Origin of the sequence: Paenibacillus oryzisoli (assembly GCF_001653565.1) — a bacterium.
Taxonomy (GTDB): Bacteria; Bacillota; Bacilli; order Paenibacillales; family NBRC-103111; genus Paenibacillus_E; species Paenibacillus_E oryzisoli.
The window spans coordinates 47,718-60,955 of record NZ_LYPB01000089.1 but is presented as its reverse complement, the minus strand read 5'-3'; the positions used below and the strand labels follow the sequence as shown (position 1 = coordinate 60,955).

Sequence of the window (13,238 nt, the reverse complement as noted above, 5' to 3'; positions counted from 1 at the left end):
TTTGCCGGGCTGTGCATGGTTCATGTCATAAACGTTGATCCTACACCTAATGGGTGTAGGATTTTTGATGTGTAAAGGAGGGCTGCCTGTGGCCAGCAGAAGAGAACCACGCATACAGATCGGAAGTCCGAGTCATACCGCTTTCGAATACATACTACTCATTAGCGGATCACTGATTATGGCAGCAAGCTTTAATAGTTTTTTGAACCCGAACCAAATCGCAACAGGCGGGGTATCGGGGATTTCGACCATTTTGCAGAAAGTGACCCAGATCAATCCAGCGTACACACAGTGGGCACTCAATATTCCAATTTTATTGTTAGCGTTATGGCTGCTTGGGAAGAAATTCGGCATTAAAGCCATTGTGGGATCAGTTATTTTTCCATTCTGCGTACTGATCACGAGTCACCTAGGCGTACCTACACATAATCCACTGCTTGCCGCTGTGTATGGGGGCATTGGGGTAGGATTGGGGCTAGGATTTGTTTTTAAAGGGCGCGGCTCTACAGGTGGACTTGGGCTGGCGGCACAACTCTTACATAAATACTCCGGCTTAAGCCTTGGCTTCTCGGTAGCTATATTCGATGGACTTGTCATCATCAGTTCCGCCCTGGTGTTTACGCCAGAGAATGCCCTGTACGGGATGATCGGCTTATTCGTTACGACCAAAACAATTGATATCGTACAGCTCGGCTTCAACTATGCCAAAGTGGCCTTTATTATTTCGGATCATACGGATGCAATTCGGAAGGCGATTTTGTATGATTTGGATCGCGGGTTAACCGAACTTAGCGGCTCAGGCGGATTCACGGGAGAATCGCGGACAGTTATGATGGTCGTCGTAAAACAGAATGAAGTCAGTCGGTTAAAAACACTCGTGCAATCTGTGGATCCACAGGCTTTTGTTATTTTGAGTGAAACGAATGAAGTGTTGGGAGAAGGGTTTAAGCGCCATGCGTAGAGGGGGACCATCAGGAGAAAAATGCCTGATGGTTCTTTTTGTGGATAACTTGTTGGCAAATTGTGCTTAATACCCTGACTTATGCACAACGCCTGTGTACAAGTGTGTATAACTTAGTTCTATCTAACATAATTTGCCTTCTGACTATCGTCTTTGGGATAATGGATAGGGCGGAGCCCATGGGTAACGAAAGAAGCTTGGGAAACAATTGCGCTTTCTTTATGCACAACTTGCGAAAATTGATGCATAATGTGCATACAAGTCGATAAAGTCAGACTATTCAGTTAACTATAATTAATTCGATTTTAACGGATGAAAGCCTTGAAATACCTTGCCCAAAAGCATTTGTGGTCAAAGCCAGAGCGTAAAAAAATTCATTGAATTATTATGTATACGAATGTATAATAATACATATATTTTCGGAACATCGGGAGGTCATGGGAATGAGTCAAAGCATTAGAGCGGCTATTATTGGAGCAACAGGGTATGGTGGTGCGGAATTGATTCGTCTTTTGCAGGCGCATCCACTTGTACAGATTACATCCGTTATTTCTACATCAAATGCAGGCGCGCCGCTTGCGGAGCACTTTCCACATTTACAGGAAATAGTCGTGGATATCCTCGATGTCCTTGATGTCGATTTGATTGCTGGTAAAGCAGACGTTGTGTTTCTAGCTACGCCAGCAGGCGTGAGTGCGGGGTTGTCGCCTCAGTTGATCGAAGCGGGCCTGAAGGTAATTGATATTTCGGGGGATTTGAGACTGAAGTCCGCTAGCGACTATGAAAAATGGTACAAAAAGCCGGCTGCTTCTGAAGAAGCTTTGGCTCGTTCGATTTACGGTCTATCCGAAGTGTTCGGAGATGAAGTGAAGGGCAGTGATCTGATCGCGAATCCAGGCTGTTACCCAACAGCGACGCTGCTAGGACTTATTCCTGCAGTTGAAGCAGGGTGGATCGATCCGTCCACGATTATCATTGATGCCAAATCCGGTGTATCTGGTGCAGGCCGTGGTCTGGGCCTAGGTGCACACTACTCTGAAGTGAATGAGAATTTATCGGCTTACAAAATAAATAAGCACCAACACATCCCGGAAATTGAGCAAGCGCTGAGCCGCATTGCGGGTAAACCGGTTGTGACAACGTTCACGACGCACCTTGTCCCAATGACACGTGGTATTATGGCGACGATGTATGCGACGCTAACAGGTGAACATACAGCGGAAGCGTTCATCGAGAAGTACCAACAGTACTATGAAGGCCGCAAATTCGTAAGGATTCGCCCGCTTGGGAAATATCCTTCAACGAAGGAAGTGATGGGTTCGAACTACTGTGACATCGGCTTCGCGGTGGATGAACGTACGGGGCGTGTAACCATCGTGTCGGTGATCGACAATGTGGTGAAGGGCGCTGCGGGTCAAGCGATTCAGAATTTAAATATTATGCAAGGCTGGGACGAAACGACAGGATTGTTGTTCGCACCGGTATATCCATAACTAGAAGATGAGGATAGGTGAGTAGACGATCATGTCGGATCAAGTTAGCTTCACTATCGTGCCTGAGGGCACTGTAACAACACCGAAGGGCTTTCGTGCAGGCGGATTGCACTGCGGACTCAAGAAGACGGAGCGCTATGATCTTGGTGCGATCCTCTGTGATGTACCTGCATCAGCGGCAGGCGTGTATACGCTGAACGCGTTCCAAGCGGCACCGCTGCGCGTGACGCAAGAGAGCATCGGGGCCAGCGGCAAACTGCAGGCGATGATCGTGAACAGCGGCAACGCGAATGCGTGCACGGGGCAGCAAGGCGAAGACGACGCTTACGCGATGCGCGCGGCAAGTGCGAAGGCACTAGGCGTGGCGGAGCACCACGTCGGCGTGACGAGCACGGGCGTTATCGGCGAGTTGCTGCCGATGGGTAAAGTGCTGAGCGGCATCGAGCAGCTGCCGGCGAAGATCAAGCTGGACGGCGGCGAAGACTTCTGCCAGGCGATCCTGACAACGGATCTCGTGCAGAAGATAACGTGCGTCCGTGTTACCATTGGCGGCAAAGAAGTTCACATTGCCGGAGCGGCGAAAGGTTCGGGGATGATTCACCCGAACATGGCGACGATGCTCGGTTTCATGACAACCGACGCCCCGATTGAGAGCGAATACCTGCAGCTATTGCTTAGCAGGATTACAGATAACACGTTCAACATGATTACTGTTGACGGAGATACAAGCACCAACGACATGGTCGTGGTGATGGCAAGCGGGCTTGCCGGCGGCGACTCCCTGCATCCGGGGCACCCGGATTGGGAAGCTTTCGCGGCAGGGTTCCAATACGTTGGCGAATACCTCGCCAAAGCGATTGCGCGTGATGGCGAAGGCGCGACGAAGCTGATCGAGACGACGGTTATCGGCGCTGAGAGCGACGATGCGGCTCGTAAGATCGTGAAGTCGATCATCGGATCGAGCCTCGTGAAATCCGCCGTATACGGCGCTGACGCGAATTGGGGCCGGATCATTGCGGCTGTCGGTTACTCCGGGCAGCCGGTGAACGTGAACACAGTTGATATCCGCCTCGGCGATATCCCCGTGTTAGAGCAATCGCGCCCCGTGAAGTTTGACGAGGAAGCGGCGTTGGCATATTTGAAAACAGATACGATTCAAATTCATGTGAATTTACATATGGGCGAAGGCAAAGCAACGGGCTGGGGCTGCGATTTGACCTATGATTATGTCCGCATTAATGCGGCATATCGGACGTAAGGGGGAGCTTCAGTGAAAAACAATTGCTTTGTGATGAAATGCGGAGGCAGCACGCTTGCGGCGCTGCCTGCTAGTTTTTTTGAGGATATGCGTCACCTTCAAGAAGAGGGCATTGTTACGGTCATCGTACATGGCGGCGGGCCTGCGATTTCGGACACACTTGGGAAGCTCGGCATTGAGTCTGGTTTCGTGAACGGCTTGCGGGTTACGAACGAAGCGGTACTGGACGTCGTGGAAATGGTGCTATCCGGCCAAATTAATAAAGAAATCGTACGCCGTATTCAGTTGACGGGTGCGAAAGCGCTTGGTTTGTCCGGTGTGGATGGACATTTGATCGAAGCGAGGGCTGTGGCGAATAGCCACGAAGTCGGTCTTGTAGGCGATGTGACGAAGGTTAATGCGGAGCTGATTCAAGGCATTGTCGGTATGGGCTACATCCCGGTTATCGCGCCAGTTGGTTTAGGTGCAGATGGCGGACAAAGGTATAACATCAACGCCGATACGGCGGCTGGTGCTGTCGCTTCTCATCTTGGCGTGGAGCAGATGGTTGTCGTGACCGATGTTCCTGGCATCATGAAAGTTGTAGATGGCGAGAAGCAAGTACTTCCTGTCGTCAGTGTAGCGCAGATTGAAGAAATGATTACAAGTGGCGACATCTATGGCGGCATGATTCCTAAGGTTCGTGCAGCGATTGCTTGTATACAAGGGCAAGTGCAAGAAGTGGTTATCGTGAACGGTTCGAAGCCGAACGTGTTAAGCAAGGTTTTGAAAGGTGAGGGCATTGGTACGCGTATTGTACGGTAAAGGTACAGGAGCGTTCTAGGTGGTCTGCGAATTGTTGCGAAACGGAACGTCATTCCGCTATTTCCTTGAATTAGAGGAAATTCGAAGTGTTACGGAACATGAGGGCGCTATTTTAGCTAAAAAGGTGCATTAACTCTCCTTTTGGACGAAATAGAGGAACCACGTTCCGTTGGCTCACGCTTTTGACTAGAATGCGATTGAATAGAGGAACCACGTTCCGATAGCTCAGGCATACTCCACCGATCGAGGGCAATCGCCCCATCAACCCAAACAACCCATAAGGAGGGAATGTACATGACAGAACAAGGGAAAAGCTCGTTATTTCCAACCTATGCCAGATATCCGATTACGCTAGTGAAAGGTGAAGGCAGCCGACTGTGGGATGACACAGGCAAGGAATACATCGATATGATGAGCGGGATCGCGGTTGCGGCTCTTGGGCATGCACCACAAGGTGTTAAAGAGAAATTGATTGAGCAACTAGATCAGTTATGGCACGTGGGTAATTTATTTCATATTCCAAATCAGGAAAAATTGGCTGGTCTATTGACGGACAATAGCTGTGCGGATGCTGTGTTTTTCTGTTCCACAGGAGCGGAAGCGAACGAGGCTGCGATCAAAATCGCACGTCGCTACTCACAAAAAGTGCTGAACAATGGCCGTTATGAGATTATCACGTTTAACATGTCCTTCCATGGGCGTACGATTGCTACATTAACAGCGACGGGTCAGGACAAAGTAAAGGAAGGTTTTCTTCCGCTTCCAGAAGGCTTCGTCTATGCGGATTATAACGATATCGAGTCTGTTCGCAGGCTTGTGAATGACCGTACATGTGCGGTTATGCTGGAGTTCGTGCAAGGGGAAGGCGGCGTGTTGCCGGCAGATCCGACATTTGTTAAGCAGCTTGCTGACCTTTGTAAGGAGCATAATCTGCTTCTGATCGCGGATGAGATCCAGACGGGCGTAGGGCGTACGGGTAAGCTTTTTGCCTATGAGCATTATGGCGTAGAGCCGGATATTTTCTCATTAGCGAAAGGTCTTGGCGGTGGCTTCCCAATCGGAGCGATGCTGGCTAAAGGGTACTTGGCGGAAGCGTTCAGCGCAGGTAGTCACGGTTCCACGTTCGGTGGTACACCGATTGCAACCGCAGCGGCTCATGCAACGTTAAGCACGATTATCGACAGTCAATTGCCAGAGCGTGCAGCAGAGTTAGGCGCATATACGGTGAAGACGTTAGAGAGCAAGCTGGCGGGCAATCCGTTAGTGAAAAGCATTCGTGGTATCGGCCTTCTGATTGGAATCGAATGTACACAGCCGAGTGCCGATATCATTAGCGAAATTCATAAGCAAGGCGTGTTGGTTATTCCGGCAGGACCTAACGTGATTCGTTTAGTGCCAGCGTTAACGATACCGCAAGAAGATTTGGATAGGGCGTTAGAAGTCGTGTGCGGTGTCCTCTCTCAGAAGGCATCCACCATTAGCGGCGTCTAACCGAAGTTTATCGTAGAAAGGTTGGATCACATGAATAGCACGGTTAAGGAAGAACTGGCTGCCCAGTTGAAGGGCAAGGATTTTCTTGCTTTAATTGATTATACAGCGGAAGAATTGGAGTATCTGATTCAATACGCAATCGAGTTGAAACGCAAGCAGAAGGCGGGAGAGCCTCATGCGGTACTAGCTGGTAAAACATTGGGCATGATTTTTGAGAAATCCTCCACGCGTACGCGAGTTTCCTTTGAAGTAGGGATGTACCAACTTGGCGGTCAAGCGCTTTTCTTGAGCAAAAATGACCTGCAACTGGGTCGCGGAGAGACGGTATGGGATACCGCTCAAACGTTGTCCCGTTATTTGGACGGGATTATGATTCGTACGTACGAGCACCGTAAGGTGATCGATTTGGCCCGCGGAGCGACGGTGCCTGTTATTAATGGCTTAACTGATCATGCGCACCCTTGCCAAGTCATGGCGGATTATCAGACGGTTTTGGAGAAAAAAGGCCGTTTGAAAGGCATCAAAGTCGCCTATATCGGCGATGGCAACAATATGGTTCACTCCTTAATGATGGGAGCTAGCAAGTTGGGGATGGATTTCGCGATTGCTTCGCCAGAAGGCTATGACGCTGACAAAGAAGTGATTCGCCAATCCAAGGAAAATGCGGCAGAAACAGGCGGAAGCCTGCTCGTTACGCGCGATCCACGCGAAGCTGTTGAGAATGCGGACATCATCTATACCGATGTATGGGCAAGCATGGGGCAAGAAGCGGAGCAGCAGGAGCGGGAAATTGCGTTCAAAAACTTCCAAGTCAACGAGGCTTTGGTGAAATATGCGAAGCAAGATTACTTGTTCATGCATTGCTTGCCTGCACACCGCGGGGAAGAAGTGAGTGAAGGCGTCATCGATGGCGGCCATTCCATTATTTTCGACCAAGCAGAGAATCGTCTTCATGCGCAAAAGGCCATCATGGCCGCGACAATGATATAATTTTTATAAAATGAGAGAGTAGAAACGGAGCGAAGCGTAGACATGGCTAAGGAAAAAATCGTACTCGCCTATTCAGGCGGGTTGGATACATCAGTTATCCTCAAATGGTTAAAAGAAACGTACGACGCAGAAATCATTGCATTCACAGCGGATATTGGGCAAAAGGATGAGCTTGACGGATTGGAAGAAAAAGCACTTGCAACCGGCGCATCCAAGATCTACATCGATGACCTACGTGCTGAGTTCGCAAAAGATTTCATCAACCCGATGTTCCAAGCGGCTGCTCTTTATGAAGGGCAATACCTGCTTGGCACCAGCATAGCGCGTCCTTTGATCGCGAAGCGCATGGTTGAGATCGCTCGCGCTGAAGGCGCAACTGCGATTGCTCACGGTGCAACGGGTAAAGGTAATGACCAAGTGCGTTTCGAGCTGACAGCTGCGGCGTTAGCGCCTGAGATTTCCGTTATCGCGCCTTGGCGTTTGGAAGAGTTCCGCGAGCAGTTCCCAGGCCGCGCAGAGATGATCGCTTACGCTGAGAAACATAACATTCCAGTAACGGCATCCGCTTCGAAGCCTTATTCGACAGACCGCAACTTGCTGCACATCTCCTTCGAGAGCGGCATGTTGGAAGATCCATGGTTCGATCCATCAGCAACGTCCAACAAAGATATGTTCGTGCTGAGCGTTGACCCCGAAGATGCACCAGACCAAGCAGAATACATCGAGCTTGAGTTTGCTGCCGGTGATTGCGTAGCGATTAACGGTACACAGCTTTCTCCGCTTGAAGTGATGGAAACGTTGAACGAACTTGGCGGCAAGCACGGTATTGGCCGTGTGGACATGGTTGAGAACCGTTTCGTCGGCATGAAGAGCCGCGGTGTGTACGAAACTCCGGGTGGTACGATTCTTTTCACAGCTCACCGCAAAATGGAATCCCTGACGATGGACCGCGACGTTATGCACCTTCGTGACTCCTTAATTTCCAAATATGCATCTCTTGTATATAACGGTTTCTGGTTCGCACCTGAGCGTCTGGCTATCCAAGCGCTTGTGTCTGAGAGCCAAAAGAACGTATCCGGTACAGTTCGTCTGAAATTGTACAAAGGTAACGTAATCGGCGCTGGCGTGAAAAGCCCAGTATCCCTTTACAACCCGGATATCGCAACGATGGAAGCTGATCCTACGAAGGCTTACGATCAAGGCGATGCAACAGGCTTCATCCGCTTGAATGCACTGCGTTTGAAAGTCGGTTCCGGCGTAGAACAGAACGCAAAGAAATAAAATTTCAATAGCCTCAGCCGTGGGCTTTCCCTTTGTGGAAAGCCTTTGGGCTGTTCAAGGGCTTGTCCATATAGCCGTGAAGAATGTTAAAACGAGAGGGGTCATGCAAGGTGTCTAAGCTTTGGGGTGGACGTTTCACGAAACAAACCGACCAATTGGTTGAAGAATATACAGCTTCTATTACATTCGACAAAGAGCTTGCTGAAGAAGATATCGAAGGCAGCTTGGCGCACGTGACGATGCTGGGCAAATGCGGGATTCTTCCTGCTGACGATGTAGAGAAAATCAAAGACGGCTTGCTGCAAGTACAAGCTATGATTCGCCGCGGCGAGCTGGAATACACGATTCAGAATGAAGATATTCACATGAATATCGAGAAGACCTTGATCGACCTGATCGGTCCTGTCGGCGGCAAGCTGCACACGGGCCGCAGCCGTAACGATCAGGTAGCGACAGACATGCATCTCTACCTGCGCAAGCGTGTGGTTGAGTTCGTTGGCCTGCTGATCAAGCTGCAGGAAGCCCTGCTTGAGAAGGCGAAGGCTAATCTCGATACGATTATCCCTGGGTATACGCATCTGCAGCGTGCGCAGCCGATCTTGTTCGCGCACCATCTGATGGCTTACGTCAGCATGTTCCAGCGTGATCTCGAGCGCTTGCAGGACAGCTACAAGCGCGTAGACATGTTGCCGCTCGGCGCTGGCGCGCTCGCGGGCACGACCTTCCCGATCGACCGCCATTTCGTGGCGGAGCAGCTCGGGTTCGGACGCGTGTACGAGAACTCCTTGGACGCGGTCAGCGACCGCGACTTCATCCTAGAGTTCCTCTCTAACGCGTCCATGATCATGATGCACCTTTCTCGCTTCAGCGAGGAAATGGTGCTGTGGTCTTCGACCGAGTTCGCGTTCATCGAACTCGATGATGCGTTCTGCACCGGCAGCTCGATCATGCCGCAGAAGAAGAACCCGGACGTAGCGGAGCTTGTCCGTGGTAAGACGGGCCGCGTCTATGGCAACTTGTTCGGTCTGATGACCGTGCTCAAGTCGCTGCCGCTGGCGTACAACAAGGACATGCAGGAAGACAAAGAAGGCATGTTCGATACAGTTCGTACCCTGCAAGGTGCGCTGCAATTGTTTGCACCGATGGTATCCACGATGAAAGTGAACACGGAGCGCATGCGCCAAGCTGTGAACCAAGATTTCTCGAACGCAACGGACATTGCGGATTACCTAGTGAACAAGGGGCTTCCTTTCCGTCAAGCGCACGAAGTGATTGGTAAAACAGTTCTGTATTGCATCCAGAACAAAAAATACTTGCTCGATATGAGCATCGAGGAATTCAAAACTTTCTCTGAACTGTTTGAGTCCGATATTTATGCCGTTCTTCAACCTGAGCAAGTTGTGAACGCACGTAATGTGTTCGGCGGCACGGCGAGTAATCAGGTAAGTGAGGCGATTGGTCGCGCAGAGCAAGTGTTGGCAGAATCCCAGGCATGGTTGCATGACTTTTTAGAGAAAAGCAAATAGATGCCTAAAAAAGCTCTTTCCAGCATCCATAGGATGAAGGATAAGAGCTTTTTTCTACATGCTATGGGATTAGCTAAGAGAAGCGCAATGTGCATGTACAATAGGCTGGCTGCGAATAGGGTCGGGGTGAAGGGAGACGACATCATTGCAGAAGCAGACATTTAGGTTTGCTTTGGTTTTACTGTATAGTTGGGGTGAAAAAGCTGTTGGCGGGAAAGCAGCGTAACTCCACGGTGTTCCAGGGAATAGATGGATTTTATACAGTTATATTTTGAGTTTTTCCTACTAAATGCGCAATAGATGGAAAATCTACAGCTAATTATGTCCTTTTAACCAATATAGACGGGTATAGGCGATTTTAACTACATAATTTCCAGTTAAATTGATTTTCCGAAGCCAACCCCGACAAATAACTGTATATTTTCCATTTAATTCAAATATTCGCCGTAGGCATCTCTTCAAATCATCAACATCATCTGAAATTTTGAGGAAACGTAGTCGGTTACTGCATGTACTATCACCCTACACCTTAAACTGCTGGATAACACCCTGCAACTGAGTAGACATATCGTTTAAGTTTCTAACAGAGGCCGAGATGCCATCGATACTGGCTAACTGTGTTTCGGTCAAAGCAGATATCGTTTGCGCTGTTCCTGCGGACTGATTGGCGGAATTCTCCATCTCAGATAAGGATGACATGATTTGTTGAGAGGTAGCTGACATGCGTTCGGCTTCTGAGGATGCTTGCTGTACCTGCCCTAACACCTGATTAACAGCGCTGTGAATGCGTTCAAAAGCGAACCCCGTTTCCTTCAACGTCCCTACGCTGGATGAGATTTCTTCGTCACCCTTATGCATGGTATCTACGGCGCCGAGTATGTCGGCTTGGATGCCAACGATCAACTCGGTGACCTGTTCGGAGGACATTTTGGAACGCTCGGCAAGTTTCTTAACTTCCCCTGCGACGACAGCAAAGCCTTTGCCATGTTCCCCGGCTCGAGCTGCTTCAATTGAAGCGTTCAGAGCTAACAGGTTGGTTTGTGACGAAATCTCGGAGATGATCGATACGATTTCGCCAATCTGCTGGGAGCGGTCACGCAGCAAGTCAATCGTAGTAGACAGGTCGTCCATGGTAGAGCTAACAATCTGCATCTGCGCATTTGTTTGTTGGATATAAGCATTGCCTTTCTCTGCTTCCAATGCTGTGTTTTCTGATAGATCGAAGGCAATAGAAGAGCTGGACGCGACCTGCTGAATGCTATCGGTTAATGCTTTCATGGCGGATGAGCTTTCTGTGACACGGAGTGCGTGTGTGTTTGTACTGGCTGCGACACCATGCATTACGGAGGAAATATGATTCGCTGCTTGTGCCATCTGTTCTAGGGAATGCGAGACTTGATTGGATTCCTCATTTAATGCACCAGAGCTTGATTTGGCTTGGGAAACGAGCTGCTTGATATAGGCTTTCATCTGATTGAATGATCCAGCCAACTTGCCTATTTCATCACGGTTTAGCACGTTCAAATCGGATATCGATAAATTGCCTGTCGCAATTTGACTGGCTTGACGTTCCACTCGGACGAGAGGCTTAGCGATATGTCTAGCGAAGAGGATAAGAACCAGAAGACCGCCGAGCAAACAACTGACAAGTGTGATGATAATCGTGTTTAATATATCTGTTTGTCCGCCGTTATAATCTTGCATATAGGAGCCGGCAGCCACAACCCATCCCCATAATGGATCTTTCTCCGCGTAGGTAATTTTCATAGCTTCCTTCGTGGAACCGCCAGGTAGTGGCCACATGTAGGTTGTGAATCCACCGTTATTCTCTGCTTTTTGAATCATTTCTTGAATGAAAAGTTGACCATCATTCGATTTTTTATCCCAGATGTTTTGGCCTTCCAAAGAGGGGTGTGCCAGCTCAGTTCCCTTATTATCCAGCACAAAGAAGTATCCATTTTTGCCTAAATCAATTTTGGGATTGATGGGTCTTTTCCCTTCGGTTTTAGGTCCAAGCATCCATACCTTCACTTTCTCTTGCGCTTCTTCCCTGGTAATATTCCCCGATTTAACGGAATCGTCGAGGGATTGAATCAGTTGGATAGACATTTGCACGGCATTCCTTAAGTCTTTTTCGATCAAGGAATTCGTGACATTGGAAGAGACATAGTAGGAGATACTGCCGAGGATGAGAATGGGAATAAGTAGTAAAAGCAGAGATGTTGTCACAATCTTCATCTGAATGTTCATCTGAAAACTTTTTAACATATGGTTAATTTACCTACTTTCTGTATTATTTTGTATGTATTCTTGGCGATTGTTGAAATCCCTTTATTTCGACAAATTTTTTACAGTTCGAGTTAATGGAATCTATGTGAACTTATACCCTGAATTTTGACAAAAAACCCCTCCCGACATCCGTTGGATGCGCGAGAGGAGCTTTTTCGATTGCGTTTGTTGACTAAGTTCCAAGCCATAATACTCCGACAAAAAAAGCTTTCTCTGAAGGTCTACTTCGACCTACGAGAAAGCCTCTGAAAAAACTATCTACTCTTAAATTCAACATAACCTGTATCGGCCCGTACCGTTACCTTTTTGCTGCCGTTGCCGATAGAGCCTTTGGCTTGATTACGGCTGGCTCGCTGTTGAAGGTTCACACCTGGCACATCTAATGTAGCGCTGCCCGTATCTGTGCTGACATCGAAAGTTGCATCTGTAGGAGCAGAATCTAGTTGGATGCGTATGGATCCCGTATCGGATTCAGCGGTAACCGTATCACCAAGATCACGCAGCTTGGCAGTAATCGAACCTGTATCGGTTTTAAGTTTTACATTGCCCTGACCGTCATTAAGATGAATGCTGCCTGTGTCGGTTTGCAGATTTACCGTTTTTCCTTCATAGCGGTCAACCGTAATCGTTCCGGTATCGGTCCTAGCAGTTAGTTTCTCCGCTTTTACTTCCTTGAAGTTGATGCTGCCTGTGTCTGTGCTAACGGTAATGGCTTTGTACATCTTGTCGGGCAGACTGACCTCTGTCCGTAAACGAAGACGTTGACCGCTCAATAAGCTTTTGAGTTCAGTAAGGTCGATGCCGAAGTTAATGTGTGTCTTTTTATTCGTACAGACGTCGACTCGCCATGTATTTGTGCCTTCAGTAGTGGCCTCGACTGTGCAATTCTGAGCGTATTCCGTTCGCGCTGCCCCAACGAGATGAACGCTAATTTCATCCGAGTTGCTAGGGACGAAGGTTACGCCTGTGATATCATTTTCAATAATTAAAGTGTCAATATTCGCTGCGGCAATTTTCTTCTCGATATCTATGTTCGAGGCACCTGTTTCTAAATCTAAGGACTGGAAAGACACGGCTGCTCCAATAAGGCCTATTGCGAGGCAGATAAAGCCAGTCACTAAGAAAAATTTCACTTTACGTTGCAT

At 48.7% G+C, this 13,238-nt stretch carries 10 protein-coding genes; 8 read left to right on the top strand and 2 right to left on the bottom strand.

What is annotated here, in order from left to right; all coding sequences use genetic code 11:
- Positions 1 to 88: 88 nt before the first annotated feature.
- From A8708_RS28605 to argH, 8 genes are all read left to right on the top strand, one after another.
- On the top strand, positions 89 to 961 hold the full coding sequence (locus A8708_RS28605; protein WP_239696883.1) for a YitT family protein: 873 nt from the start codon (positions 89 to 91) through the stop codon (positions 959 to 961).
- Between the two features lie 443 nt (positions 962 to 1,404).
- Positions 1,405 to 2,454, top strand: a complete 1,050-nt coding sequence (argC, locus tag A8708_RS28600) for an N-acetyl-gamma-glutamyl-phosphate reductase (protein ID WP_068669433.1) — start codon at positions 1,405 to 1,407, stop codon at positions 2,452 to 2,454.
- A gap of 31 nt (positions 2,455 to 2,485) precedes the next feature.
- Positions 2,486 to 3,712 (top strand): bifunctional glutamate N-acetyltransferase/amino-acid acetyltransferase ArgJ, encoded by a 1,227-nt coding sequence (gene argJ / locus A8708_RS28595; RefSeq protein WP_068669431.1) that lies wholly within the window; start codon positions 2,486 to 2,488, stop codon positions 3,710 to 3,712.
- Between the two features lie 33 nt (positions 3,713 to 3,745).
- On the top strand, positions 3,746 to 4,516 hold the full coding sequence (argB, locus tag A8708_RS28590; protein WP_068669671.1) for an acetylglutamate kinase: 771 nt from the start codon (positions 3,746 to 3,748) through the stop codon (positions 4,514 to 4,516).
- Positions 4,517 to 4,810: 294 nt separating this feature from the next.
- Positions 4,811 to 6,007, top strand: coding sequence for an acetylornithine transaminase (locus tag A8708_RS28585; protein ID WP_068669429.1), 1,197 nt, complete (start codon positions 4,811 to 4,813; stop codon positions 6,005 to 6,007).
- Between the two features lie 30 nt (positions 6,008 to 6,037).
- Positions 6,038 to 6,997: an ornithine carbamoyltransferase gene (gene argF, locus A8708_RS28580; protein ID WP_068669427.1), complete on the top strand. Its 960-nt coding sequence runs from the start codon at positions 6,038 to 6,040 to the stop codon at positions 6,995 to 6,997.
- 42 nt (positions 6,998 to 7,039) lie between these two features.
- Positions 7,040 to 8,278, top strand: coding sequence for an argininosuccinate synthase (locus tag A8708_RS28575; RefSeq protein ID WP_068669425.1), 1,239 nt, complete (start codon positions 7,040 to 7,042; stop codon positions 8,276 to 8,278).
- 110 nt (positions 8,279 to 8,388) lie between these two features.
- On the top strand, positions 8,389 to 9,804 hold the full coding sequence (argH, locus tag A8708_RS28570) for an argininosuccinate lyase (RefSeq protein ID WP_068669416.1): 1,416 nt from the start codon (positions 8,389 to 8,391) through the stop codon (positions 9,802 to 9,804).
- Between the two features lie 522 nt (positions 9,805 to 10,326).
- On the opposite strand, the gene A8708_RS28565 is transcribed toward argH, so the two are convergent.
- Entirely contained in the window at positions 10,327 to 12,054 is a 1,728-nt protein-coding gene (locus tag A8708_RS28565) for a methyl-accepting chemotaxis protein (RefSeq protein ID WP_204787660.1), read from the bottom strand.
- A 293-nt stretch (positions 12,055 to 12,347) separates the two neighbouring features.
- Complete coding sequence (locus A8708_RS28560) at positions 12,348 to 13,238, bottom strand: DUF4097 family beta strand repeat-containing protein (RefSeq protein ID WP_068669412.1); 891 nt, start codon at positions 13,236 to 13,238, stop codon at positions 12,348 to 12,350.

Excerpts from the sequence above, each read along its gene's own strand:
- argC (WP_068669433.1), top strand. The coding sequence starts at position 1,405 with ATGAGTCAAAGCATTAGAGCGGCTATTATTGGAGCAACAGGGTATGGT.
- argJ (WP_068669431.1), top strand. The coding sequence starts at position 2,486 with ATGTCGGATCAAGTTAGCTTCACTATCGTGCCTGAGGGCACTGTAACA.
- argB (WP_068669671.1), top strand. The coding sequence starts at position 3,746 with ATGAAATGCGGAGGCAGCACGCTTGCGGCGCTGCCTGCTAGTTTTTTT.
- A8708_RS28585 (WP_068669429.1), top strand. The coding sequence starts at position 4,811 with ATGACAGAACAAGGGAAAAGCTCGTTATTTCCAACCTATGCCAGATAT.
- argF (WP_068669427.1), top strand. The coding sequence starts at position 6,038 with ATGAATAGCACGGTTAAGGAAGAACTGGCTGCCCAGTTGAAGGGCAAG.
- A8708_RS28575 (WP_068669425.1), top strand. The coding sequence starts at position 7,040 with ATGGCTAAGGAAAAAATCGTACTCGCCTATTCAGGCGGGTTGGATACA.
- A8708_RS28565 (WP_204787660.1), bottom strand. The coding sequence starts at position 12,054 with ATGAACATTCAGATGAAGATTGTGACAACATCTCTGCTTTTACTACTT.
- A8708_RS28560 (WP_068669412.1), bottom strand. The coding sequence starts at position 13,238 with ATGCAACGTAAAGTGAAATTTTTCTTAGTGACTGGCTTTATCTGCCTC.